Genomic DNA, 22,850 nt, shown 5'->3' with positions numbered 1-22,850 from the left:
GTCCGGTCAGGCGGTGGCGGCGGGGCGTTCTTCGCGGCCCTCGCGCGACCCGGTGTAGCGCCAGGCCTTGCGGAAGGTGGTGCGCAGGGGCGATTCGAGATGCGCGCGGGCGCGTGCCGGGGCGATGCCGTGGTCGCGGCAGAACAGGGCCAGGGCCCAGGCGAGTTCGTCGCGGCCGAGGTCGGCGTCGCGATCGGCCGACGGGCCCTTGCAGGCCCCGCAGCCGTTGACCCGCACGCGGAACGCGGTGTTGGCCAGAAAGATGCCGAAGCCCATGCGCGTGGCCACCAGCTCGGCAATGGCGTCGGCATTGCCCTCGGCGGCCGGGGCGGGTTCGCGGATGCCCTCCACCCACCAGGCCGCCAGTTCCTGCGCGAAGGTGCCGACCAGGGCCTGACGATTCCCGATCAGCTGCGGGTCGTAATGGAAGATGCGCTCGCCGCCGGTGCTGGCCGCGCCCAGCGCGGTGACCGGCTGCGGTGCCAGTCCTCCGGGTTCCGCCAGGCGGGCCGCGCGCTGCTCCAGGCCCGCATGCCGGCGGACGCTGGCGAACACCTGCTCGGCCATGCCGTGCGGGCTGTCCGCCTCGCCCGGGAAATGCTCGCGGATGGGCTGCACCAGGGTCGGCGGGTCGAAGGGCCGGTCGGCGGCGGGCTGACGGTCCACCCACGCAAACACCGCGCGGATCCACTCGCGGGTGTCGACATCAAGGACCGGATCGGGCTGGAACAGGCGTGCAAGCATGGCGGGCGCGTTTCTGGAGGTGGTGGATCCATCGTATGCCATTCCGTCCCGTCGGGGCAGCCCCTGCTGCAAACGAACCGGAATGTGTCAGACTCGGAGTCCGAATCCCCAGGGGCAAGGATGGAGACATGTTTGGCGAGGAGGACCGGCGGCGGGATCGTCGCATCCCCGTGGGCGTGACCGGGGAGGTGTACTGGACCGGTTCGGGGCAGACCACGCGAGTGGAAATCCATGACCTGGCCGCCGGCGGCTGTGCGCTGATGACCGGCTTCGAGGTGGATGCCGGGGTGGTGGTGATGGTGACGGTGCCGAGCCCCGATCCGCGCATCGAGAACCTGCAGCGGCGGGGACGGGTGCTGCGCTGTGACAGCGCGGATCCCGACCGTGAGGGCCGGCGCCGATGGCGCCTCGCGGTGGCCTTTGAAGAAGAACCCACGGGAGACGCGACACCATGACCGAATTGCGCAAGGCGGATGTCACCGGGCTGTCGGCCCTGGTCTATGACCTGGGCGAGCGGATGACTGCGCGCGGGCTGGTCATGGCCACGGTGGAATCCTGCACCGGGGGCGGGATTGCCCAGGCACTGACCGATGTGCCCGGCAGTTCGGCCTGGTTCGAGTGTGGCTGGGTGACCTACAGCAACGCGGCCAAGACCCGTCTGGTGGGCGTGGATCCGGCGTTGCTGGACGCCCATGGCGCCGTGAGCGAACAAGTGGCGGCCGCGATGGCCACGGGCGGCCTGACGCACAGCGGCGCCGACTTGTCCCTGTCGGTCACCGGCGTCGCCGGGCCGGGCGGCGGTTCGCCGGACAAGCCGGTGGGCATGGTGTGCTTCGGCTGGCAGGCGCGCGACGGAGCCGTGCGCACCGAGACGCGGCACTTCGACGGCGAGCGCCACGAGGTCCGTCGCCAGGCCATGCTGCATGCCCTGGCCTCGCTGCTGGAGCACGAACTGGGCTGAAGCACGCGCCCGGCGAGCGGACCGCGGTGCGCGGAGGCCTACTTCGGTCCGAGCAGCAGCCAGGCGATCAGCCCCAGCAGGGGCAGGAACAGCAGGATCAGGATCCACAGGACCTTCACCACCGGGCCGGCGGGACTCTGTGCGGTCCGGATAATCGCCCAGATGATGATCAGCAGCCAGACAAGGCCCAGAATGCCGGTGATTTCAATGCCCATGCGGTGCTCCGGTAGCGGCGTGAATCGCGTCGAACGCACGGATATCACGTGCAGGGCCGGAACACCAGCCCGCCGGGGCGATGGTCTATACGGAAAAGTTACTGAAGGGTGCCGGCGGCACGGGAGGTATGGTCATGCGGAGGATTCCCGCAACGTCGGGTTCGGGTGCTCCCCCGGATCCGGGGGCTCCGACGAGGCGAGCGGAAGAGCGCGACAGCGAGACCGGCGACGAGGGCACGCCGACGGCCGCCGTCCGGAGCCCGAGCATGCACGAAGGTGTGGAAGTCTGGTGCGACTGCTGTTCCTGCGAGGCCGAGCCCTACTGGCTTGCGGTGGCCGCGGACCCGGGAATCGATCCGGACTGAGCCGTCCGAACTTCCGAGAGGGAACCATGAGAAAGGGGTCAGTGCCCGACCGCGGGTCCCGCGTGCCTGTCCGTCGGATGTCGGGGCATGCGGGGGCATCCGTATGAAGATCTGGGTGGACGCGGACGCCTGTCCGGCGGTCATCAAGGAGATCCTGTTCCGGGCCGCGAAGCGCACCGGGGTGGCGATGACCCTGGTGGCGAATCAGCCGGTGCGCACGCCGCCGTCGAAGCTGATCGACTCGATCCGGGTGGGCAGTGGCTTCGACGTGGCGGATAACGAGATCGTGCGGCGGCTCGAGGCGGGTGATCTGGTGATCACCGCGGATATCCCGCTGGCGGCCGAGGTGATCGAAAAGGGCGGCGAGGCGCTCAACCCGCGGGGCGAGCTTTATACCCGCGACAATATCCGCGAGCGGCTGAGCATGCGCGACTTCATGGACACCCTGCGCTCCAGCGGGGTCGACACCGGCGGGCCGGCGGCACTGGGCCCGCGCGACCGTCAGGCCTTCGGCAATGCCCTGGACCGCTGGCTGGCGCGTAACACCTAGGGCAGTTCCAGCTGGGTGTATGGTCGGTGTTCGACGATCTTGTCGTCGTCGAACTCGAAGGGTTCTCCAGGGCGTCCTCGTTCCGGTGCAGAACCAGGGCATCGCGCCCCTCCACCTCCGGGAGTTTCGTTTCACCCGTGGGTTCGCCCTGCAGGGTGGAGCTGTCGATGCGCCTTCATTTGGAGGGGTGCCCGGCGCCGTACGGGCCTGTGGCATGATGGACCCCGAGTGTTGGAGGGCATGCGATGAAGTGGCAAGTACTGGCGGTGTTCGCGGGCCTGGCGCTGGTCTGCGCCCCGGTGGCGGCCTCGGACCGCGAGGATCCGGCGGCGCTCGACGGGGTCGCCATCGACGAGGTGGTGGAGGAGGATGACGGCGAGGAGGACGCGCTGTCGTTCGACCAGCGTCGGGCGGTGGAGTTGCTGGGCGAAGCGAGCCGGCACTTCGACGAGCTGACCGAGCTGCCGGAAAGCCGCTGGCTGCGGCGCGATCAGCAGAGCGCCCGGGAGGACATCGACGACCTGATCGATGACGCGCTGGAGGTCATGGACGTGCCCGAGATCGTGTCCATGCGTCGCCAGTACCGGGAGCTGGAAGACCGGATCATGACCGAGCAGGAACGCCGGGCCGATCTGCGCGAGGAGCGGATGTTCGCGCCGGATACCGACGCCAGTACCCTGGCCCGCTTCACGCCCACCGAGACCCTGCGCGAGATGACCGCCCGCACGCGCGGCGACTTCGACCGCCTGATCGAGGCACGCGAGCGCAACATCGCCGCGTACGAGGAGGACCTGGAGGCGCTCAAGGGCGATATGGCCGCGGCGCTGGAGGACGTGGGTCTGTCCATGCCGCCGGACCAGCTGGAACTGTGGATGAGCTCTGCGATCGGCGACGACGTGGTGTCCATGGCGGTGGTGTTCCGCAGCATCCGCACGCTGACGCAGCGCCTCGAGGAGCTCACCCGCGAGAGCGGAGAGAACCTCAACGTGGCCGGCCGCTACTACGGCATGGTGGTGATCCTGCACCGGCTGGTGGTGACCATGCAGGAGCGCTTCGTCGAGCGGGTGGACGGGGAGATCGTCCCGCGCCTGGAGGCCTACCGTGAAGAGGCCGACGAGATCATCGCCCAGTCCCGGGAACTGATCCGCGAGGGCGGGCACCGGGACAGCCTGGAGTCCAACATCGCGGCCAACGAGCTGACCCGTCAGGCGATCGATTTGTACCTGGAGGTGGTGACCGGCCAGCGCGAACAGGTGGCCGAGGCGCTGGAGATCAGCCGTTACGAGAAGCAGGTAGCGGTCAACACCTACCGCACCGTGCAGCTCAGCGCCAACGTGGCGGATCTGATCCGCGATGGCCTGGACACCTTCGAGACCCTGTCCGAACTGCAGGTCCCGGAGACCGCGGAATTCCGCAACGACAAGATCCGCGAGGAATTCCGCCGTCTGACCGAACGGCTGGAACGGTGAACGGCAGGAAGACCTCCCCGGCGCGCAACGGGTCCTGACCCTGCCCCGTCCTCTCAGCCTCGCGACTGCTGGCGCGCCCACAGGTGGGTGGCGCCGATCACTGCCGCCGGGACCAGCAGCAGGTTGACCACCGGCACCATCGCCAGGAGGGTCGTTCCGGCGCCAAACGCGAGGGTCTCCGGACGGCGCGTGCCCAGCCCCTTGCGGATTTCGGCCAAGGTCAGGCCGTCGTTGGCCAGCGGCGGCTCCTGGAACTCCACCGCCAGAACCCAGCTGCCGAAGACGAACCAGGCGAGCGAGGCCAGCAGGTTGATGCCGGGAATGACGGTAATCAGCAACACCGGGATGAACAGCAGCGCGTAATAGCCGAACTTGCGCAGGGCGGTGGCCGTGGCGTGGCCCATCTCGCCCGCCAGCGAGCGTGCGGGCTGGCGCGGTTCGTGGCCGAGGCCCCGGGCGGTGCGGTAGGCCAGCGGTCCGGAGAAAGGACTGGCGATGATCGCGGCCAGGGCCACCGCGGAGACCCCGAAGCCCACCAGCAGGGTCAGCACGAACAGCGGCCAGAGCAACCAGGCGAGCCAGTCCCAGCCGGCCGGCAGCCAGGTGTCCAGCAGGATCTCGAAACCGAATCCGGCGGCGATGCCGATCCCGACGATGACCGCGATGTTGATCAGCAGCGGACCGATCACCAGGCCGCGCAGGCCCGGGTCGAATACGCGCGCCAGCCCGCGAAACGGTGCGAGGAAGGCGAACAGGGCGTTCATCCCGCCTGCCACTGGGCCAGCCACCGGGGAATCTCTTCGGCCGGCATCGGGCGTGCGATGCCGTAGCCCTGGACGACCTCGCAGCCGAGTTCCCGCAGGCGCTCGCCCTGCTCGAAGGGGGCGCTTGTGTCCCGCTTCAGGCCGTGTGGTGGAGGGCAGGGGTGGTGCTTGCGCAATCGCTCCGGTAAAGGTTTTGGTGCGACGTTCAGCATGGATCCAGCGTAACACTCTCCGGCGATGCCACCGCGAGGCAGGCGGCCCGGGCGCCGTGACGTTCGAGCACGGTCCATTCGTCCAGCCGCAGACCGGCGGCGCGCAGCCGGGCGCGGAACTCGTCCTCGTAGGTGACGCGGCCGAAGTCGATGCTGGTGATCCGGCGCAGGGCGGGCTTGAGACGCTCCAGCACCGGTGACGGGCGCTGCTGGATGGTCTGGGTGAAGTAGATCCGACCGCCGGGGCGCAGCAGGCCGGCACAGTGGCGCAGGGCCGCCCCGGGATCCGGCAGCAGCATGAAACTGGCGGAGAAATACACCGCGTCGTAGGGGCCGCCGGCGTGCTCGTAGACCGATTGCCGGTGCACCGTGACCCGGGCGGCCACCGACGATGCCGCCAGCCGCTGCTGCGCGCGTTCGACGTAGTCGGGGTCGATGTCGATCCCCGTGATCGCGAGCTCCTTGCGTGTGACGGCCTCGGCGTTTGCCAGCAGTGCGCCGGCGGTGCCGATCCCGACGTCCAGCAGGGCCACCCGGGGCGGCAGGCGCTCCAGGACTTCGGCGTACCAGCGCGCGGTCATGCGCAGGATCAGGCTGTCGTAGATGCGGCTTCGGAGCATGTGCTGGGCGGTTCGCGGGGGGCGGCCGGGACGAACACGCAGGATACCGGATCGTGCCCGCGTGCGTGGATCCGTGCATGCCCGGGCGAGGGCACGCGCGGCATTGAGGTGGCGCAGGTTCGCCGCATGGGATCCGGATTATCGGTCTGCAGGGTTGGTTGATGCCCGAGTGAAGGGCTCGGTCTTGGAAGACGCCGTTGTCAATGTGGTTTAAGTTTCGGGACTTTGTGGCGTTAAATAGTTCACAGATTTTTCAAAGGGGATCCCGATGCAATGGCTCGCTAACCTCAAGCTTCGCAGCAAGCTGGCCCTGGCCTTCGGCGTGGTCCTGCTCCTGATGGTGGCCATGGCGGTGACCAGCCTGACCGGGGACCGGTACGCCACGGCGCAGTACGAGGCGGCGATGGAACGCATGGAGGACGTGCAGTTCCAGATCCAGATGGAGACCCAGCACGTCAAATGGGCGCTGGATCTGTCGCAGTCGCTGCTGACCGGCAATGAATTCACCGGCGAGCTGGACCATACCCAGTGCAATTTCGGGCAGTGGTATTACGATTTCCAGGAATCCGAAGCCTACGAAATGGCCAGCCCGGAATTTCGCCGGGCGTTCGACCGCCTGGAGCAGCCGCATTACAACCTGCACGCCAGCGCACATGCCATTACGGGGGCCGTGCGGGACGGCAATGACGGCGAAGCGGAGGCGACCTACAGTCGGCAGACACTCGCGCATCTGGAAACCATGGAGCAGGGTCTGCAGCGCATGCAGGAATTGCTGACGGCCGAAAGCGAGGCCATGAGCGAAGCCGCGCGCGGCGCACAGTTCCGGGCGGCGGGGATTATGCTCGGTACCTCCGGCGTGGCGATCCTCGCCGGGGTGCTGATGGCGATACTGCTGGCCGGCTATCTGGTGCGCGCGATCGACGCCCTGCGTGCCCGGGCGGTGGAAATGGCGGACGGCGACCTGCGCGGAGAGCCGCTGCCGGTGCGTGGCTGCGACGAGATCGGCGTGGCGACCGACGCCTTCAACACCATGGAACAGGACATGCAGAGCCTGGTGCGCCAGGTGGTGGATTCCGGGGAGCAGGTCGCCTCGGCGACGGATCAGCTGGCGGCGGTGGCCGAGCAGACCCGCAATGGCGTGGCGCGCCAGAAGGATGAGACCGATCAGGTGGCCACCGCGATGAACGAGATGTCCGCGACCGTGGCCGAGGTGGCGAGCAACACCCAGTCCGCGGCGGACGCGGCCGGCGCCGGCGATCAGGCGGCCACCGAGGCCAACGCGACCACGCGCCAGACCGCCGAGGCGGTGGACCGGCTGTCTTCCGAGATCCACTCTTCGTCGGATGCGGTGCGCGAGGTGGCCGAGAAGAGCGAAGAGATCGGCCAGATCCTGAACATGATCCAGGAGATCACCGAGCAGACCAACCTGCTGGCCCTGAACGCGGCGATCGAGGCGGCGCGGGCCGGCGAGGCCGGCCGTGGCTTTGCGGTGGTGGCCGACGAGGTGCGGGTGCTGGCCGGGCGTACCCACGAGTCCACCGAGCGGATTGGTTCCATCATTACCGGCCTGCAGAAGGGCGTGAAGAACGCAGTGGGCGCGATGGAGACCAACGAGAACAGTGCCCGCAGCGTGGTCGAGGAAGTCCACGGTGTGCGCGATCGCCTGGAGCAGCTGAGCCAGTCCATCCGCACGATTGACGAGATGACCACCCAGATCGCCAGCGCGGCCGAGGAGCAGAGCACCGTCTCCGAGGAGATCAACCGCAACGTGCAGAACATCAGCACCGTGGCGGACGAGAGCTTCAGCGCCTCCAGCCAGGTGGCCACGGCCAGCGAGCAGCTTTCGCGACTGGCGTCCGAATTGCGCCAGCGCGTGGAGCGTTTTCGGGTGTAGGATAAGACGGGTCGAACGGTGGAAGGCCGGAGGCCCGCATGTCCACAGCAGGGAACGCCGTAGATCGGCTATGGCGAATGCCTGCGCCCACGCTGGTGGTCGCGGGCTTTTTTGTACTCGCCGGATGTGGTGGCGATACTTCGCGGGACGACCCGACGATGCTGCGGGTGGGGCTGTACGAGAACGAGCCCAAGATCTACACACGGGAAGACGGACGCCCGGCCGGGCTGTTCCCGGTCCTGCTGGAGGCCCTGGCCGAGCGGGAAGGGTGGCGCCTGGAGTACCGGGACTGCCAGTGGGCCGAATGCCTGGCGCAACTGGAGGGGGGCGAACTGGACCTGATGCCGGATGTGGCCCTGACCGGGGAGCGCGAGCATCGGTTTCGTTTCCACGAAATCCCGGTCGCGCAGTCATGGAGCCAGGTCTATGCCCCGCGCGAGGCGTCGGTGCGCTCGCTGGCGGACCTGACGGACCAGCGGATCGCGGTGCTGGAGGGTTCGGTGCACGAGGGCTGGCTGACCCGGGAGATGGAGCCGTCGGGGGATGGTGAGCCGCGCCTGGCAAGCCGCCAGTCTCTGGACCGGGTGCTGGAGGCGGTGGACGCGGGGGCTGCGGACGTCGCGGTGACCAACAATTTCCACGGCGGGCGTCACGCGGAGCGCTCCGGGCTGTTCGAAACGCCGGTCTCCTTCGACCACACGGGGCTGTATTTCGCCGCCTCGCCCGCGCTGGACCCGGCCATCCTGGAGGCCGTGGATCGTCATCTGGCTTCGTGGAAGGGCACGCCCGATTCACCGTATCACCGTGCCATGGCCGAGACGCTGACCCCGGAAGTCCGGGGGGTACTGCCCCGCTGGGCGGCGCCGGTCCTTGCGAGCGCGGGCGGGCTGGTGCTTCTGTTCGGCGTGCTGGCACTGGTCCTGCGCTGGCAGGTGCGGTGGCGCGCGCGGGAACTGAAACGGGCCAACCGCCGCTTTCGGCATCTGCTCGACAGCTCGCCGGTGGTGATCTACTCGCTGTCCTCCGCCGGGGACCCGCTGCACTGGGTCAGTGGCAACCTCCATCCGCTGTTCGGCTACTCCCCCGAGGAAGCGCTGCGACCCGGCTGGTGGCGTGAACGTCTGCATCCGGAGGACCGAACCCTGGCCCGGCGGGCGCGTGAACAGGCGCGGGAGCAGGGACATGCGGTGATCGAATACCGATTGTATGACGCCCGGGGCCGGGTGCGCCGCGTGCGGGACGAGATGCAGTGGAGTCCCGCGCCCACCCGTAGTGGAGTGGGCGAGATCATCGGCAGCTGGACCGACCTGACCCAGAGCTTTGAACAGCGTGAGCAGCTGCGCCTTCTGAGCCATTACGACAGCCGGACCGGGCTGCCCAATCGGACCCTGCTGCACGACCGGATCGGACATAGCATCGAGATGGCGATGGGGCAGGACGAGTCGCGACGGCTGATCGTCCTGCTGGATGTCGACCGCTTCAAGGGGCTGAACGAGACGCTGGGCACGGCGCTGGCGGACCAGGTCCTCCTCGGCGTCGCCCAGCGTCTGTCACAGTATGCCGGCCCGCAGGACACGGTGGCGCGCTCCGGCGCGGACGAGTTTGCCCTGCTGCTGGAACGGCCGCCAGCGGGGGAGGCCCGCGAGCAGTGGCTCGACGGACTCCTGGACGTGCTGCGCGAACCGTTCCGGCTGGCGGGACGGTCCCTGCGGGTTACCGTAAGCGCGGGCTATGCGGAATTCCCGGTGGACGGGGCCACCACCGAAGAACTGGTGACCGCGGCGGAACTGGCGCTGGACGAGGCGCGGCGCGGAGGAGGCAACCGCCGGGAAGCCTACGTCTCCGGTCTGGGGGAACGCACATCGCGGCGCACCCTGCTGGAAAGCGACCTTCGCGAGGCGCTGGTGCGCGAGGAGTTCGAGCTGTTTCTGCAGCCCCAATATGGCCTGGACCCGTTCGTCCTGACCGGGGTCGAGGCACTGGTACGCTGGAACCACCCGGAACGGGGCCGGGTGTCCCCGGGCGAATTCATCCCGCTGGCCGAGGAAACCGGGCTGGTCATGGCGATCGATCAGTGGGTGCTGGACCAGGCCTGCGCCCACCTGGCGGAGCGGGATGCGCAGGGGCTTCATGTCCCCCGCATGGCGGTGAACCTGTCGGTGATGGAGCTGGAAGACGGGCATCTGACCCGAATGGTGCAGTCGGTCCTGGACCGCTACGGCCTGCAACCGCATCGCCTGGAACTGGAAGTGACCGAGACCATGCTGATGCGTACTCCGGAGAACGCACTGGCCGAGCTGGGGCGGCTCAAGGAGCTGGGAGTCGAGCTGGCAATGGACGATTTCGGCACCGGCTATTCCAATCTGGCCCGGCTGCATCGCATGCCGCTGAACCGCCTCAAGCTGGACCAGTCGCTGGTACAGGATATCGGGCGTTCCCGCTCCAACGAGGACATCATTCGTGCGATCCTCGCGCTTGCGCGGACCCTGGATCTTGAAGTGATTGGCGAGGGTATCGAGACCGAAGCGCAGCGTGATTTCCTGCTGCAGGTCGGGTGTCGCGAGGGGCAGGGGTATCTGTGGTCCCCTCCGGTGCCGGCCGAGCAGTGCCCCTGCCGTGACTGAGCCAGCCCGCGCTGGCTTGTAATGGGGCCGGGAAGGCCGTATGGTGGCGGATTACCGAACGCCTCGCCCGTCAGCGTCCGTTCACTTGATCGTTTCGATCCCCCCGATGTCGTCTTCCCCGATGGGTGCCCCTTGGCCGAGCGTTGAGCGGCGGGTTGCGCTGGAGCACTCATGTCTGACCAACCGACTTTTGCCGGCCTGAATCTGGCCGACCCCCTGCTGCGCGCGCTTTCCGCCGCCGGCTACACCCATCCCACGCCGATCCAGGCCGGGGCCATCCCCGAAGTGCTGGCCGGTCGCGACCTGCTGGCCGCGGCCCAGACCGGAACCGGCAAGACCGCCGGCTTCACCCTGCCGATCCTGCAGAAGCTGGCGGAAAATCCGCCGGCGCGCGCCGGCAACGGCCGTCCGCGCGCCCTGGTGCTGACCCCGACGCGGGAGCTGGCTTCCCAGGTTCACGATTCGGTGAAGACCTACGGCCAGCATCTGGAGCAGCGTTCCATGACCATCTTCGGCGGGGTGGGCATGAATCCGCAGATCCGCGCGCTGCGCAGCCGCATGGACGTGGTGGTAGCCACGCCCGGGCGCCTGCTGGATCACGCGAACCAGAAGACGATCGACCTGTCCGGGGTGGAGATCCTGGTGCTGGACGAGGCGGATCGCATGCTCGACATGGGCTTCATCCGCGACATCCGCAAGCTGATCGCGATGCTGCCGAAGAAGCGGCAGAACCTGATGTTTTCGGCCACCTTCTCCAATGACATCCGCAAGCTGGCCGATGGCCTGCTGACCGACCCGGCCTGCGTGGAAGTGGCGGCACGCAACACCGCCTCGGAGAGCGTGGAGCAGAAGGTCCACCTGGTGGAAAGCCATCAGAAGCGGGATCTGCTGAGCCATCTGATCCGCAGCAACGACTGGGAGCAGGTGCTGGTGTTCACGCGGACCAAACACGGGGCCGATCGCCTTGCGGACAAGTTGACCAAGGACGGGGTGCAGTCCGCCGCGATCCACGGCAACAAGAGCCAGAACGCCCGCACCCGGGCGCTGGAACAGTTCAAGTCCGGCCGCGTGCCGGTGCTGGTGGCCACCGATATCGCCGCGCGCGGGCTGGACATCGACCAGCTGCCGCAGGTGGTCAACTTCGAGCTGCCCAACGTGCCCGAGGACTATGTGCATCGCATCGGCCGCACCGGCCGCGCGGGGTGTGAAGGCTCGGCGCTGTCGCTGGTTGGCGGCGACGAGCTGAAGCTGCTGGCCGGGATCGAAAAGCTGATCCAGCGTCCGATCGAGCGGATGGAGACCGACGGCTACGCGGCGCCGCAGCCGGTGGCGGATGACCGCCCCCGCCGTGGCCGTGGCAAGGGCAGTGGTGCTCCCCGTGGCAAGGGCAAAGGAAATGGCGCCGGCAATCGTTCCGGACGCGGCGGAGGTGGCCCGCGGCAGGGGCAGGGCCGCGGCGCCGAAGGCCGGGGTCGCGGTCAGGCCGCCTCCGGGCGCCGCTGACACGGCTTCCCCGGTGTCGCGGCGCGGCACCGGGGAATGCGGGGCGAGCGTCTTCCGTCCGCTCCCGAAGAAATGTGAAGTAGTACACGAAACGCACCTCCCGGGGTGCGTTTTTTCGTGGGGCTCAAGGCGGCTGGAGTTTGGCCGTCAAAGGGATCAGGAACCGGAGGATGACGATGAAGATACAGGGCCTGCGCCTCAAACTGATCCTGCTGGTGATCGCGGTCAGCACCATCCCGCTGTCCATCATGGGCGGGGTGACCTTCCACAGCATGAAGGGTCAGCTGAACGCCAGCCTGGAACAGACGCTGATCAACGTCGGCGAGCAGGTGCAGGCGGCAGTCGACCGGCGCGTGGTGGAACACGGTCAGGCTCTGCGCAGCGTGGCCCGGGCCGAGCTCGCCGATCCGCGGGATGCGGAAACGGCGCTGGAAGGGTTGCGTGCCGAGTACGAAGGGTTCCGCTGGGCCGGCCTGCTGGACGACGCCGGGGCAGTCCTGGCGGAGTCGGGGCGCATGGCCGAACGCGCCGGGGCGGGCCCGGGCGCCACCCGTGACGGCAAGGTGCGCGCGGCGCAGGCCGGTGACCGCCTGCTGGATGTCGACGTCGGGGCGGATTCCGCCGACGGGCGCTTCATCACCTATCTGGAACCCCTGGATGACGGCCGGGTCCTGGCGGCGCAGCTGCCGATGGACGCCGTCAAGGCGGTGTCCGACCGCGTGGCGATCGGAGAGACCGGTCGCGCCACGCTGTTCAACGGCGACGGACGGCTGATCGGGCACCGGAACATGGACCGGTTCGGCTACGACATGAGCGACTACACCATCATGCAGGCCCCGCTGCGCCATCGCGAAGGGGACCCGGGCGGCGAATTCCTCAGCGGCGACGGTGACCGCAAATGGGGTCTGACCCGGATGCTCCCGGAAATGGCGCAGGAGTATGACGTCCACTGGGGCCTGATCGTCGACCAGACCCTGGGCGAGCTGTATGCCCCCGTGAACATGTTGTGGTGGCTGTTGTGGGGGCTCTGGGTGGTGGCCTTCCTGGTCGCCCTGGCCATTGGCTGGATCTACGCCGGGGTGCTGACCCGGCCGCTGGAGCGTCTGGCCACCGGCCTGGAAGCGGTGGGCTGCGGCTCGGCGGATCTGGGGTATCGCGTGGATATCGCCACGCGCGACGAGATCGGCCGCACCGGCCGTGCGTTCAACCAGGTGATGGAACGGCTGTCGGGACTGATAGGCCAGGTCGCGGACGCGGCCGACGGCATCGCCGCCTCGGCGCGTCAGCTGGAAGGACGCAGTGCGGAACTCAGCCGGGCGACCGGCGAGCAGCGCAGTGACGTGGAGCAGGTGGTGACGGCGATGAACGAGATGTCGGCCACCGTGCAGGAGGTTGCGAACAATACCCAGAGCACCGCGGAGCAGGCCGATCAGGCGACTCAGGCGGTGCATGGGGGGCGCGACGTGGTGTCCGCCACGCAGGAGACCATCAATGCCCTGGCCGGGGAGATTAACCGCTCGCGCGACGTGATCGACGAGCTCAAGGGCGACAGCGACAACATCGGTACGATCCTGCAGGTGATCGAGGAGATCGCCGACAAGACCAACCTGCTGGCGCTGAACGCGGCCATCGAGGCGGCACGTGCCGGGGAGGCCGGACGCGGCTTCGCGGTGGTGGCGGACGAGGTCCGGCACCTGGCGCAGCGCACCAACGACTCCACCGGGGAGATCCGCGGGATCATCGAGCGGCTGCAGGGCGCGGCCGGCCGTGCGGTGGAGGCCATGGATGCCAGTCAGCAGCAGGCCGAATCCAGCGTTGGCAAGGCGGACGAGGCCCGCAGTTCACTGGACGCCATCGACCAGTCGGTCAGCACCATCGATGACATGACCCGGCAGGTGGCCAGCGCCACCGAGCAGCAGAGCCAGGTCGCCGAGGAGATCAACCGCAACGTGCACCATATCAACGATCTGGCGGCCCAGAGTGCCGACGGCGCGACCGATATGCAGCAGGCGGTGGAGGCCCTGGAGGGCCTCGCCCGGCAGCTGCAGCAGGAGGTCGCCGGCTACCGCAAGTCCGGCGACTGAGGCGAACCCGGGCGCTTACTCGGCGCCCAGGGCCCGGGCGTTCTCCGGGCCCCAGCCCAGCCGCACGCGGCCGGCGTGTTCGATCACCGGACGGCGGATCAGGGTCGGCTTCTCCAGCATCAGGGCCAGTGCGCTGTCCTCGTCGAGGGCCTCGCGCTGTTCCTTCGGCAGCTGGCGCCAGGTTGCGCCGCGGCGGTTGATCAGGGCCTCCCAGCCCAGCTCCATCGCCCATTCCCGCAGGCGTTCGGCATCCAGCCCGTCCTTGCGGAAATCCACGAAGCGATATTCCACGCCGGCCGCTTCCAGCGCCCGGCGTGCCCGCCGCACGGTGTCGCAGTTGGCGATGCCGTGGAGGACGACCTCAGACATCGCGCAGCAGTTCGTTGATGCCGACCTTGGCCTTCGTCTGCTCGTCGACGCGCTTGACGATGACCGCGCAGTACAGCGAGTACTTCCCGTTCTCTGCCGGCAGGGTTCCGGGCACGACCACCGCGCCGGCGGGCACGCGGCCACGGATGATCTCGTCGTTCTCGCGGTCGTAGATGCGGGTCGACTGGCCGAGGTAGACGCCCATGGAGATCACTGCGCCTTCCTCGACGATCATGCCTTCGACTACCTCGGAGCGTGCGCCGATGAAGCAGTTGTCCTCGATGATGGTCGGGTTCGCCTGCAGTGGCTCCAGCACGCCGCCGATGCCGACGCCACCCGACAGGTGGACGTTCTTGCCGATCTGCGCGCAGGAGCCGACCGTGGCCCAGGTGTCCACCATGGTGCCTTCGTCCACGTAGGCGCCGATGTTGACGTAGGAAGGCATCAGCACCACGTTGGGGCCGATGTAGCTGCCGTGGCGGGCGGTGGCCGGCGGCACCACGCGTACGCCGCCTTCACGGAAGTCGCGGCTGGAGGTGTCGGCGTACTTGGAGGCGACCTTGTCGTAGTAGTTGGTGAAGCCGCCCTTGATGAACTCGTTCTCCGAGATACGGAAGGACAGCAGCACGGCCTTCTTCAGCCATTCGTTCACCACCCACTCGCCGCCGTTCTTCTCGGCGACGCGGGCGCGGCCGCTGTCGAGCATGTCCAGCGCCTCGTTCACGGCGTCGCGCACGCTGGTCTCGACGTTGCGCGGGCTGATCTCGGTGCGGCGCTCGAAGGCGGTTTCGATGGTGTTCTGCAGGTCCGACATGGTGACGTTTCCTTGTGGTCGATCGTAGGACGGAAAAATGGTGGTGCGAAAAAGGGGCCGTGACGGGCTCAGCGATACAGCGCGACGATGCGCTCGGCGGCCTCGACACAGGCCTCGGGTTCGGCGACCAGCGCCATGCGCACATGGCCGGCGCCGGGGTTGTAACCGCTGTCGGGGTGGCTGCGGCCGAGATAGCGCCCGGGCAGCACGGTGACCCCGGCCTCGGCATACAGCCGGCGGGCGAAGGCCTCGTCGTCGCCGTCCGGTACCCGCGGCCACAGGTAGAACCCGGCTTCCGGCGTGCTGACCTCCATCACCTCCTGGAGCTTCGGCACAACCCGGGCGAACTTCTCGGCGTAGAGGTCGCGATTGGCCTCGACGTGGGCCTCGTCCGCCCAGGCCGCGCGGCTGACCGCCTGGGTCGGGGTCGGCAGGGTGCAGCCGTGATAGGTGCGGTACAGCGCGAAGCGTTCGAGGATCCCGGCATCGCCCGCCACGAAGCCCGAGCGTAGCCCCGGCAGGTTGGAGCGCTTGGACAGGCTGTGGAACGCGATGCAGCGCCGGAAGGTGTCGTTGCCCATGCGCGCGGCGGCGCCCAGCAGCCCCGGCGGCGGATGGCCGCGCGGATGGTAGATCTCGGAATAGCACTCGTCGGCGGCGATCACGAAGTCGTGGCGCTCGGCCAGCTCGATCAGGGTCTGCAGCTGGTCCTCGGGGATCACCGTGCCTGCGGGATTGCCGGGGTTGCAGACATACACCAGCTGCACCGATTTCCACAGCGATTCCGGTACCTGCGAGAAGTCGGGAAGGCAGCCGCGCTCGGAATCCAGGTCGTAGAACGCCGGTTCGGCCCCGGCCAGCAGGGCCGCGCCCTCGTAGATCTGGTAGAACGGGTTGGGCATCAGCACGCGGGCCCCGGCATGCGGATCGACCACCGCCTGGGCGATGGCGAACAGCGCTTCGCGGGTGCCGGCCACCGGCAGGATCTGGCGCTCCGGGTCGATCCCGTCGGGCAGGGTGAAGCGCTGCTGCAGCCACAGGGCGATGGTCTCGCGCAGGGCCGGGGCGCCGCGCGTGGTCGGGTAGTGGTTGTAGCCGCTGACCGCCGCCTGCAGCGTGGGTTCGACGAAGTCCGGCAGCGGGTGCCGCGGTTCGCCGATGGACAGCGCGATCGGATCCACGCCCCCGGGCAGCTCCAGATCGGCGAACAGCGCCCGCAGGCGTTCGAACGGATAGGGCTGGAGCCGGTCGAGGTCAGGATTCATCGCTTGCTCGCAGTGGGCCGGAAAACCGGTCAGTATACGGAATGAGGCCGGCACGTCCCAGTATTCCCCGCACCGGCCGGGGCCGGGTCGGGCGGGATCAGTAGACGGGCATGTTCACGTCCACCTCGCGCGCCCAGGCGTCCACGCCGCCGCGCAGGTTGATGACGTGGCCGAAGCCGGCTCGTTCGAGAAATCCCGCCACCTGCTGGCTGCGCACGCCATGGTGGCAGATGACGACGATCTCGGCCTGCGGATCCAGTTCGTCCCGGTGCGACGGGATCTGGCCCATCGGCAGCAGGCGTGATCCCTCGATATGGCAGTGCTCGAACTCCCAGGGTTCACGCACGTCCAGCAGCAGCGGCGGCGGGTCCGCCGTGGCGAGGTAGTCGTTCAGTTCCGGCGCGGTCATCTGGCGCATGCGGTCTCCGCTGTCGTGCCCGGCTTATCGGGGTGTCACGCGCAGGGTGTCCGCTCCCAGGGCCTGCATGCGACCGTCCACACGGATGGTCAGGGTGCTCTCGCCGGCTTCCAGGGCAGGGGCGCTGGCAACTCCTTCGGAGCGTGCCATCATCGGCTGCGGTCCGTGACTGCGCTGGCGGGTCAGTTCCATCTCCAGCGGCCGCAGATGCGAGGCGCCGATGCTGCGCGCCATCGCGCGGGCCTGATCCGTCAGGTCCTCCACCGCGTCGTCGATCATCTCGCGGCGTGCTTCTCGTTCGCGCTCGGCGGACACGCCGAAACGGATGCCGCTGACGGTGAGCTCGTGTTCCTGCTGCAGCTCGCCGACGCGCTCGGTGAGGCTGTCGAAGTCGCCGCCGCGCAGTTCCAGACTCTGGCGGACCTGCCAGGCGGTGATCCGGCTGCGGTCATTGCGGTCCTGGATCGCGCGGGTGCTGTAGTCGAGGGTCCGGGTGTCGATGTGTTCGAATGCCTCGAGGTGCGCCAGGGCACCCTCCATTCGCTGGTTGACCTCGGCGGCGGCATCACGCGCTTCGGGCGCGCGGGCCTCGGCCACGAGGGTAGCGATCATGCGGTCGTTCTCGACCTGACGCTCGGCGGTGCCGGAGAGCTTGAACACCGTGGCCCCGTCGCCGCCCGCGGCGGCCGGCGTGGCGGTGGCGGCCCCGGCCAGGATCAGGCCGCAGAGCAGGGTGGTGATACGGGTCGGGACAGAGGTCGGGGCAGGCATGGCGGTTCCTTCTCGGACATTGATCAGTGTTTCCCTAGCGGTCGCGCACCAGGCGCAGTCCGGCGAACACGTGGCGCTTCTCCGGGGTGAAGAAATTGCGCAGGCTGGGCCGGCACAGGATCGGATCGCTCCATTCGCAGCCGCCGCGCAGGACCCGGTGTTCCCCGTCGAACCACGGCACCGAGAACCCTTCATAAGGATAGGCCCGGAATCCCGGATAGGGAAAGAACGCGTTGTCGCACCATTCCCAGACCTGGCCGGTGGCCTGCAACGCACCTTCCCGCGCGGCGCGTTCCCATTCATGTTCGTGCGGCAGGCGGGCGCCGGCCCAGCGGGCGTGGGCGCGCGCGGCGAACCAGCACAGGCCCATCGCCGGGGCATCCGGGTCCAGCGGGGCCTCGCCATCCGGGCGGGTCTGCCACCAGTGCCCATCCCATGCCCGCCACCATCCCAGCGGGCCGCGGGTACCCGATTGCCGGAGCCACTCCAGGCCGGCGCGATCCCAGAACTCGGGGCGCCGGTAGCCGCCCTGTTCGATGAACGCCGCATGATCGGCGTTGCTGACCGGGCGGGTGGCGATCTCGAAGGGTCCGGTGGTGGTTTCGTGGACGCCGCGTTCGTTGTCGAAGGCGTCGACGCCGGCGTAGCCGACGGTGTGGCGGGCGGCGTCGAACGGGATCCAGTCCCGGTCCGGCACCGGGGTGCCCGTGTCCGCGCCCGGCCGCGGCGGGGCGGGCGCCTGTCCGGGTTGCGCGCCGTGCAGCCGGGCGAACCAGCGAACCTGTTCCAGGGTTTCCAGATGCATTGCATGGTGCTGGGCAAGGAAGCCCGCGAGATAGTCGCCGACCATCAGCGGATGGTCCTGGATCGCGGGGTCCGCCAGCCATTCGCGGTGCAGGGTCTGGCGCTCGTTGCCCCAGGCCCGCAGCCGGTCCCGCGGGGGCAGGCGGCCGCCCCGGCGCCATTTGGGACTCAGTTCGGGGAAGTACAGGTCGTGCCAGTCGCGCTGCGCCTCGGGCGGTTGCTGCGGCAGGCGCTCGCCCAGCCAGACCGCCTCGATGAAATGGCAGTGGGCGTAGTGCCAGTCGACCGGGCTCAGATCGCGATGGTACTGATTGCGGCCCGCGGCGGGTGGGGTGCCGTCGAGGGCGTCGTTCAGGCGCGCATGCTGGGTGGCCAGGCAGTCACGCAGATTGAGGGGCGGGTTCGCGGACATGTCGGCAAGAGCACGTTACAGGGCCAGAAGTTCCGGCGGGCTCTCGGGCTCCACGCACAGCAGATGATGCGGCGGCACCGCCCGCCAGGCCTCGCGGTCGGTCAGGGGTTCCGAGGCGATCACCACGCTGCCGTCGGGGAACGCCTCGTCGTCGGTGGTGTAGTAAAGGCTGGGCGAGTCGGCATTCACCGCGTGGCGACTGGCCACGATGCGCCGACCGTCGCCGATGATCACGTTGAGCAGGGCGTGTTCGTCCCCCAGCCATTCGGCCACCAGCGAGAAGGCCTCGCCCAGTGCGCCTTCCAGGGTGGTTTCCGGGTCGTCGGCCAGCAGCTGGCGGATCAGGGCGAACAGGTATTCGGAATCCGTGGTTCCCTGGATGCCCTCCTCGATCGCCGGTTCCAGGCGCTGCTGGATGCAGCGGCGGATGCGCGGGAGGAAGCCCCGGATCAGGCCGTTATGGCTGTACAGCAATCCGTCGCGCGCGAACGGCTGGGCATTGGCGGTGTCGCCGCCGAAGCCGGGCGTCGCGCTGCGGATGGCCGCAATCCACTGGGGCTGGTGCAGGTGCCCGGCGAGGGTCTGCAGGTTGGGGTCCTGCCAGATGGGATCGGCGCGGCGATAGTTCAGCGGTTCGCCGCGCTCGTCAAACCAGCCGAAGCCGAAGCCGTCGGCGTTCACCCGGGCGTAGACCAGTTCCTGCGGTCCGATGGCCTGCTCGGTCAGCGAATGCGGCGGATCCATCAGCAGGGCCCGCAGGGGCAGGGGAGGACCGAGATAGGCGAGGTGGCGGCACATGGGAGTCGGCGGTTCGGGGTGGTTCGGAGAAAGTCCCGGCGAAGCACTCCGGTGCTGGGAGCCGTCGCGGTTTTCATGCTAGCGTGCCGGAAAACCCAGGACGACGGAACCCCCGATGGCCGCATCTCCCGCCGAGCGCATTCCCGAGCGCTATTCCCGCCGCACCGTCGAGGTTCGCGACGCGCACGCCGAACTGCTCGCCGACTTCCGCGCCGGGATGCTGGAACCCCCGCGCAGCCTGCCACCCAAGTATTTCTACGATGCCCGCGGCTCGGCGCTGTTCGACGCCATCTGCGACACGCCGGAATACTATCCCACCCGTCTGGAGGCCTCGCTGCTGGAGCGCAACGCCGAGGCGATCATTACGGCTGCCGGGGCATCCACGCTGGTGGAGCTGGGCAGCGGCACCTCGCGCAAGACCGAATACCTGCTGGCGCCACTGGAACGCGCGGCCGGCGAGCAGGCGCATTACGTCGCCAACGACGTGTGTCCGGAGATCCTCGACGAGGCCGGTGCGCGGCTGGTGGAGCGCTTCCCGCAGCTGAGCATCCGGGCGCTGGCGGGTGATTACATCGCCGCCCTGGAGGCCCTGACCGACGACCAGGCGGAGAGCGGTCACGGCGAGGCCCGGCTGTTCACCTTTCTCGGCAGCAGCCTCGGGAACTTCGAGGATGCCGAGGCGATCGCGCTGCTGCAGGCGATCCGCCGGACCATGGGACCGGATGACCACCTGCTGCTGGGCCTGGACCGGGTCAAGCCGGTGGACGTAATGGAGGCGGCCTATGACGATTCGGCGGGGGTCACCGCCGCCTTCAATCTGAACCTGCTGTCGGTGCTCAACCGCGAGCTGGGGGCCGATTTCGACGAGCGCGGTTTCGTACATCGCGCCCCGTTCAATCACGGGGGCTCGCGTATCGAGATGCACCTGGTGGCGCAGGCCCCGCAGCAGGTGCGGGTGGACACGTTCGACACCACCCTGGAACTGACCGCGGGCGAAGTGATCCGCACCGAGATCTCGCGCAAGTTCGACGCGACGATGATCGACCGGCTGCTGGCGGGCAGCGGTCTGCTGCGGGATCGCGAGTGGCTGGCCGGCGATGGCTGGTATTCGCTGCTGATGCTGCGCCCGGACCCGGAGGCCTGATCCCGTGAAACGGCCCGATCTGGTATTGCTGCGCCACGCCCAGTCCGAGGATCCGTCGGCATTCGACGGCCCCGACCGCGATCGTCCCCTGACCCGTGAAGGCGAAGCGAGCGCGGCGGCCATGGCCCGTGCACTGGTGCCGCTGCTGGCGGAGCCGGCGCGGGTCTGGGTCAGCCCCTGGCACCGCGCGGCGCAGACGGCCGCGCCGCTGGCGCGGGCGCTGGCCTGCGAGGCGGAAACCGTGGAGTGCCTGCGGCCGGGGCAGCTGGTGGGCCCCGAGCTGCAGGAGCGGCTGCAGAAGGAGAAGAACGGCGGCAGTATCGTGCTGGTCGGGCACGAGCCGGATCTGTCGCGCCTCGCTGGCCGCCTTCTGGGGCTGTCCGGCGGCGCGGCGCCGGTGGCCATGGGCAAGGGCGATGCCTGCGGCCTGGGCGGCCATCTGCCCGGCCCGCTGCACCTGGTCTGGCACCTGCCGCGCGGGGTGCTGGAGCGCCTCGGCGGGGCCTGACCATGACGAACGAGGGACAGGCCGGCCAGCCCGGGCAGGTCGAGACCGTCGCGGCGGTGGACCTGGGTTCCAACAGCTTTCATATGATCGTGGCGCGGCGTCAGGGCAGCGAGGTCCTGATGCAGGACCGGCTGAAGGACATGGTGCGGCTGGCCAGCGGGCTGGATGCCCGTGGCGGGCTGGACCCGGCGGTCGCGGAACGCGCCATTGCTTGCCTGGAGCGCTTCGGCCAGCGCCTGCGCGGGCTGCCGCCCGGCAGCGTGCGCGCGGTGGGTACCAATACCCTGCGCCAGCTGCGCAATGCCGATCGCTTTCTGCAGCGCGCCGAGGCGGCGCTGGGGCACCCGGTGGAGATCATCGGCGGGCGCGAGGAGGCCCGCCTGGTCTATCTGGGGGTTGCTCACACCCTGGCGGACGAGGGGGACCGGCGTCTGGTGATCGACATCGGCGGCGGCAGTACCGAGTTCATTATCGGTGCGCGTTTCGAGACCGAGCGGGCCGAGAGCCTGGAGATGGGCTGTGTCAGCTTCACCCGCCGGTTTTTCCCGCGCGGGCGCCTGACCCGGCGTGCGTTCGAGGCCGCGGAACTGCAGGCCGGGCGCGAGCTGCAGCCGCTGGTCGGCGCCTATCGCCGGCTCGGCTGGGAACAGGCGCTGGGTTCGTCGGGGACCATCCTGGCCCTCAGCCGGATGGTCGAAGGGCTGGAGCTGGACCCCGAGCCGGGGCTGACGCTGGCCTCGCTGGAGGCCCTGCGCGAGCGCATGATCCGCAAGAAACGCAGCGCGGATCTGGACGACCTCCCGGGGCTCAACGAGGACCGCCGACCGGTGATCGCCGGCGGGCTGGCGGTCCTGATCGGGGCCTTCCGCGCGCTGGGGATCGAGCGTCTGCATCCCTCGGACGGTGCACTGCGCGAGGGCGTGGTGCACGACCTGCTGGGTCGCATCCGCCACGCCGACGTGCGCGGACGCACCATCCATCACCTGCGTGAGCGCTTCGCGGTGGACGCGGAACAGGCGCGGCGCGTGCAGGCCACCGCCGACTGGCTGGCGGAGCAGGTGGCCGACGAGCTGGGCCTGGTGGCGGATGATCGCGATCGCCTGAGCTGGGCGGCGGAGCTGCACGAGATCGGCCTGGCGCTGTCGCACGCGAAGTACCACAAGCACGGGGAATACATCCTCGACTGGGCCGACCTGCCCGGGTTCTCGCGGCCGGAACAACAGGAACTGGCGCGCCTGGTGCGGCTGCATCGGCGCAAGCTCAAGCCCTCGCTGCTGAAGGACCCGCGTCCCGGGGACGACGAAGGTTTTCGGCATCTCGTGGTGCTGCTGCGGCTGGCAGTGCTGCTGCACCGCCCACGCACCGACGACCCGCTGCCGCTGGAAACGGTGCGCCCGCGCACGGCGGGCCTGGAACTGACCTTCGCCGACGGCTGGCTGGACGCGCACCCGCTAACCCGCGCCGATCTGGAGGCCGAGGCGGCGGAACTCAAACGGGTCGGGGTTCGCCTGGAGTTCGCCTGACCGGGATCCGGGCCCGGGC

General features: G+C 69.0%; 22 protein-coding genes. 11 read left to right on the top strand and 11 right to left on the bottom strand.

Annotated features, from left to right (window positions below; genetic code table 11):
- Window positions 1-6: 6 nt before the first annotated feature.
- Entirely contained in the window at window positions 7-744 is a 738-nt protein-coding gene (locus D893_RS10580; RefSeq protein WP_018945591.1) for a hypothetical protein, read from the bottom strand.
- Between the two features lie 128 nt (window positions 745-872).
- Here D893_RS10580 and D893_RS10575 point away from each other — a divergent pair, with 128 nt between their 5' ends.
- Together D893_RS10575 and D893_RS10570 are read left to right on the top strand one after the other, a co-directional pair.
- Window positions 873-1,199: a PilZ domain-containing protein gene (locus D893_RS10575; protein WP_077243950.1), complete on the top strand. Its 327-nt coding sequence runs from the start codon at window positions 873-875 to the stop codon at window positions 1,197-1,199.
- A complete protein-coding gene (locus tag D893_RS10570; protein WP_110619762.1) occupies window positions 1,196-1,705 on the top strand; it encodes a nicotinamide-nucleotide amidohydrolase family protein in 510 nt (169 codons plus the stop codon). The genes D893_RS10575 and D893_RS10570 overlap by 4 nt, the downstream gene beginning before the upstream one ends.
- 38 nt (window positions 1,706-1,743) lie before the next feature.
- Here D893_RS10570 and D893_RS10565 read toward each other — a convergent pair whose 3' ends face one another.
- On the bottom strand, window positions 1,744-1,920 hold the full coding sequence (locus D893_RS10565) for a PLDc N-terminal domain-containing protein (RefSeq protein WP_110619761.1): 177 nt from the start codon (window positions 1,918-1,920) through the stop codon (window positions 1,744-1,746).
- A 468-nt stretch (window positions 1,921-2,388) separates the two neighbouring features.
- On the opposite strand from D893_RS10565, the gene D893_RS10560 reads away from it, so the two are divergent.
- Together D893_RS10560 and D893_RS10555 are read left to right on the top strand one after the other, a co-directional pair.
- Window positions 2,389-2,835 (top strand): YaiI/YqxD family protein, encoded by a 447-nt coding sequence (locus D893_RS10560; protein ID WP_028492305.1) that lies wholly within the window; start codon window positions 2,389-2,391, stop codon window positions 2,833-2,835.
- Between the two features lie 245 nt (window positions 2,836-3,080).
- Window positions 3,081-4,304, top strand: a complete 1,224-nt coding sequence (locus D893_RS10555) for a hypothetical protein (protein ID WP_110619760.1) — start codon at window positions 3,081-3,083, stop codon at window positions 4,302-4,304.
- A gap of 53 nt (window positions 4,305-4,357) precedes the next feature.
- Here D893_RS10555 and cysZ read toward each other — a convergent pair whose 3' ends face one another.
- Window positions 4,358-5,068 (bottom strand): sulfate transporter CysZ, encoded by a 711-nt coding sequence (gene cysZ / locus D893_RS10550; protein ID WP_110619759.1) that lies wholly within the window; start codon window positions 5,066-5,068, stop codon window positions 4,358-4,360.
- 205 nt (window positions 5,069-5,273) lie between these two features.
- A complete protein-coding gene (locus D893_RS10540) occupies window positions 5,274-5,900 on the bottom strand; it encodes a class I SAM-dependent methyltransferase (RefSeq protein ID WP_110619757.1) in 627 nt (208 codons plus the stop codon).
- A 268-nt stretch (window positions 5,901-6,168) separates the two neighbouring features.
- Between D893_RS10540 and D893_RS10535 the strand changes: the two genes are divergently transcribed.
- From D893_RS10535 to D893_RS14045, 4 genes are all read left to right on the top strand, one after another.
- Window positions 6,169-7,794 carry a methyl-accepting chemotaxis protein gene (locus D893_RS10535; protein ID WP_110619756.1) on the top strand — a complete coding sequence of 542 codons (1,626 nt, stop codon included), beginning with the start codon at window positions 6,169-6,171 and terminating at the stop codon, window positions 7,792-7,794.
- 158 nt (window positions 7,795-7,952) lie between these two features.
- Window positions 7,953-10,418 carry an EAL domain-containing protein gene (locus D893_RS10530; protein WP_246863913.1) on the top strand — a complete coding sequence of 822 codons (2,466 nt, stop codon included), beginning with the start codon at window positions 7,953-7,955 and terminating at the stop codon, window positions 10,416-10,418.
- 171 nt (window positions 10,419-10,589) lie between these two features.
- A complete protein-coding gene (locus D893_RS10525) occupies window positions 10,590-11,921 on the top strand; it encodes a DEAD/DEAH box helicase (protein ID WP_110619755.1) in 1,332 nt (443 codons plus the stop codon).
- Window positions 11,922-12,091: 170 nt separating this feature from the next.
- Window positions 12,092-14,005: a methyl-accepting chemotaxis protein gene (locus D893_RS14045; protein ID WP_110619754.1), complete on the top strand. Its 1,914-nt coding sequence runs from the start codon at window positions 12,092-12,094 to the stop codon at window positions 14,003-14,005.
- A 15-nt stretch (window positions 14,006-14,020) separates the two neighbouring features.
- Here D893_RS14045 and D893_RS10515 read toward each other — a convergent pair whose 3' ends face one another.
- From D893_RS10515 to egtC, 7 genes are all read right to left on the bottom strand, one after another.
- Entirely contained in the window at window positions 14,021-14,374 is a 354-nt protein-coding gene (locus D893_RS10515; protein ID WP_018945603.1) for an ArsC family reductase, read from the bottom strand.
- Entirely contained in the window at window positions 14,367-15,188 is an 822-nt protein-coding gene (gene dapD / locus D893_RS10510) for a 2,3,4,5-tetrahydropyridine-2,6-dicarboxylate N-succinyltransferase (RefSeq protein WP_018945604.1), read from the bottom strand. The genes D893_RS10515 and dapD overlap by 8 nt, the downstream gene beginning before the upstream one ends.
- 68 nt (window positions 15,189-15,256) lie before the next feature.
- Window positions 15,257-16,453 carry a succinyldiaminopimelate transaminase gene (gene dapC, locus D893_RS10505; protein ID WP_018945605.1) on the bottom strand — a complete coding sequence of 399 codons (1,197 nt, stop codon included), beginning with the start codon at window positions 16,451-16,453 and terminating at the stop codon, window positions 15,257-15,259.
- A gap of 97 nt (window positions 16,454-16,550) precedes the next feature.
- Complete coding sequence (locus D893_RS10500; RefSeq protein WP_018945606.1) at window positions 16,551-16,871, bottom strand: rhodanese-like domain-containing protein; 321 nt, start codon at window positions 16,869-16,871, stop codon at window positions 16,551-16,553.
- A 24-nt stretch (window positions 16,872-16,895) separates the two neighbouring features.
- Complete coding sequence (locus D893_RS10495) at window positions 16,896-17,642, bottom strand: SIMPL domain-containing protein (protein WP_077243941.1); 747 nt, start codon at window positions 17,640-17,642, stop codon at window positions 16,896-16,898.
- A 34-nt stretch (window positions 17,643-17,676) separates the two neighbouring features.
- Window positions 17,677-18,858, bottom strand: coding sequence for an SUMF1/EgtB/PvdO family nonheme iron enzyme (locus D893_RS10490; protein ID WP_110619753.1), 1,182 nt, complete (start codon window positions 18,856-18,858; stop codon window positions 17,677-17,679).
- Window positions 18,859-18,873: 15 nt separating this feature from the next.
- The gene (egtC, locus tag D893_RS10485) at window positions 18,874-19,656 is read right to left on the bottom strand and encodes an ergothioneine biosynthesis protein EgtC (RefSeq protein ID WP_018945609.1); all 783 of its coding nucleotides are present in this window, start codon (window positions 19,654-19,656) and stop codon (window positions 18,874-18,876) included.
- Between the two features lie 115 nt (window positions 19,657-19,771).
- On the opposite strand from egtC, the gene egtD reads away from it, so the two are divergent.
- From egtD to D893_RS10470, 3 genes are read left to right on the top strand one after another with little or no spacing between them, the layout of a single operon-like run.
- Window positions 19,772-20,800 carry an L-histidine N(alpha)-methyltransferase gene (gene egtD / locus D893_RS10480; RefSeq protein ID WP_110619752.1) on the top strand — a complete coding sequence of 343 codons (1,029 nt, stop codon included), beginning with the start codon at window positions 19,772-19,774 and terminating at the stop codon, window positions 20,798-20,800.
- Between the two features lie 4 nt (window positions 20,801-20,804).
- Window positions 20,805-21,308 carry a histidine phosphatase family protein gene (locus D893_RS10475; RefSeq protein WP_110619751.1) on the top strand — a complete coding sequence of 168 codons (504 nt, stop codon included), beginning with the start codon at window positions 20,805-20,807 and terminating at the stop codon, window positions 21,306-21,308.
- A gap of 2 nt (window positions 21,309-21,310) precedes the next feature.
- Entirely contained in the window at window positions 21,311-22,831 is a 1,521-nt protein-coding gene (locus D893_RS10470; RefSeq protein ID WP_110619750.1) for a Ppx/GppA phosphatase family protein, read from the top strand.
- Window positions 22,832-22,850: the final 19 nt, after the last annotated feature.

Source organism: Thioalkalivibrio sp. ALE21, assembly GCF_003208255.1.
Lineage (GTDB): Bacteria > Pseudomonadota > Gammaproteobacteria > Ectothiorhodospirales > Ectothiorhodospiraceae > Thioalkalivibrio > Thioalkalivibrio halophilus.
This window is presented reverse-complemented; position numbering and strand designations above follow the sequence as displayed.